2 protein-coding genes are annotated in these 2,323 nt (G+C 37.5%); both read right to left on the bottom strand.

Translation table 11 applies throughout. The annotated features are described in order from the left end of the window. Window positions 1–1,640: alpha-L-fucosidase (locus AC1DPQ_RS25220; protein ID WP_477611241.1), on the bottom strand; the 1,640-nt coding region annotated here is incomplete at its 3' end. An 81-nt stretch (window positions 1,641–1,721) separates the two neighbouring features. Next, a partial coding sequence (locus AC1DPQ_RS25215) for a hypothetical protein (protein ID WP_477611240.1) occupies window positions 1,722–2,323 on the bottom strand: 602 nt, incomplete at its 5' end.

Raw genomic sequence — 2,323 nt, 5'->3', positions numbered from 1 at the left:
CCTCTGCTGCTTTCAATTTTCCAAACCAAGCGCCCTACTCCCGTATAATTTAATTCAGTTTGATAATAACCAGGCTTTAAAACTTCAACTTCCCACTCTAATTTGCTGTTGGTAGTCCATTTGATGACTTCATTGATATGTTTCCATTCACCAAATTTTTCCATCCATGATTTTCCATTTTTCTCACAGTTTATTGCTGTTCCAAAATCGGCATGAATTGTTGTTTCAATTTGGGGGTCTATACTTTGTATTGAATTTGCCTTTGGGTCGCCGTTGACCGTTATTTCTACCACTGATGCCAGCATTTCTGGGGCTTTTGCTGGCATAAGAATATCTATCCAGCCCTCTTTTTTAGTAAACACCAAAGGTTCATTTTTACCATTGTTTAATAATTTTACAGCAATCACTTCAGACAATAATCCAGGAAGATAAAGATGCCCTGTTACAGGCCAATCATAGACTAAAAGCGAAATTTTATTGCCCTGCACTGTTGCATCACCCCAAGGCAAAGCGTGTTTCCAAGGAGATGCCTTTGCTCCATATATAGTTTGGGGGTATTTTTTGATCCAGGTGCCCGAATTTCGCAATGCCATTGCCGCCTGCTCAGGTATTGTGCCATCCGGTTTAGGACCAACATTTAACATGTAAGTACCTCCTCTGGCTACGGTAGAAAGGGCTCGCATCAAAATTTCTTTGGCACTTTTCCAATTCTGATCATAACCTGCGTAACCCCATGAATCATTTGTAACATCTACAGACTCCCATAATCCTTCTATATTCTGTTTAGGGACTTCCATATCTCCCAGAGTGGTATAGTCACCCATATTATGCCCAACACGTCCGGAAACATAGGCTCCGGGTTGGTTTTTATGTACCAGTTCGACTAATTGCGCTGCATATTTTTTGTCCATATCTCCAGGGGTATCAAACCACACCAGTTCTATAGGACCATATTCAGAAGTGATTTGCTGCACTTGAGGATAACACTTCTCTTTGAAAAAGTCATCAAATGATTTTTTGTTTCCCTGTTCATCAACCTTGGGACCATCATTGCCACCGGGTGCTGTCCAATCCTGATTTTGGGAATAATAAAAACCAAAGCCTAGTCCGGCATTTTTACAAGCCTGGGCAAGTTCAATCATTGGATCCCGCTTAAAGGGAGTAGCATCAACGATATTAAATTTATTGTCTTTAGAATGAAACATCGCAAATCCATCATGGTGTTTACTGGTAACAACAATATATTTCATGCCCGCATCCTTAGCCAATTGCACGATGGCATTTGCATTAAAATTTATCGGATTAAAATCTTTGGCGACATTCCTGTATTCCTGAGGAGAAATGTTTGCCATATTACTGTTCATGATCCATTCAGCAATACCATAATAGGTTTTCCCTTTCCACTCATTGCTTATCTGTGAATATAATCCCCAATGTATAAACATGGCATATTTACCATCCCGAAAAAGCTTACCCCTTTTACTGTTTTTTTCATTGCTGGTGGTCGCTTTACCGTTCCACATTTCATCCATCTTTTTCTTTTCAGGTTCCTGAGCCAGAATCGCTTTTGAGAAAAAAAACAAGACAATCATAACCATTAATCTAAAAATATGGATGTTATTTATTCTTAATTGCTTCATTATCTGCGGTATAAAAAAATGATTTATATTGATTTTTATTTGGCTGTTTTAAAAATTAGAAGATTTAGGCAATACATGCATCTATTTTTTTTCCAATCTTTTATCTATCATTTTGTAGTCCCAGGTATTTTCAAAGATTTTGATTTCGACTTTCTCATATCCGTCTGCGCTTGCTACAAAAAAGCATTTGCCCGGGCGGGAATAATAATCTACTTCCTTAAAAATTGCCTCACCATCTTTAGCTATAGCCTGGTATTCTTTTATAAGGACACGATCTTCATTGTAAACTCTAAGCATAACCGCCCTTGAATTAATTGAATGTACAGTAACACCCTCATTAACAAATCTCACAAAAACATCTACTTTAGGCTTTAGCCAATCGACTACACCACCATTATTCAAAATGACCTCCTCTTGCGGGTTAGTAGTCATTTTTAGGTACCCAATTGTGATGGGCTGCTGACAAATATTTGATTTAATGCCTTTTGACTCTGCTACAACACTAATTAAATCAGCGCTTTTATCTGATTTGACCTCAAAATATCCCTCACCATTTTTAACATTTAATTTCTGGTTGAATTTACCACCCCCTTTGTTAATTATGATTTTTACATTTTGGTCTGAAGCTAACGGATTGTTATTTACATCTTTTAATTCAACCTTAAAACGACAAACACTTATGC

The organism is Pedobacter sp. 01T416_2 (assembly GCF_056398925.1).
Note: the sequence above shows the minus strand (reverse complement) of the source record. Positions and strands in the feature narration are given on the sequence as shown.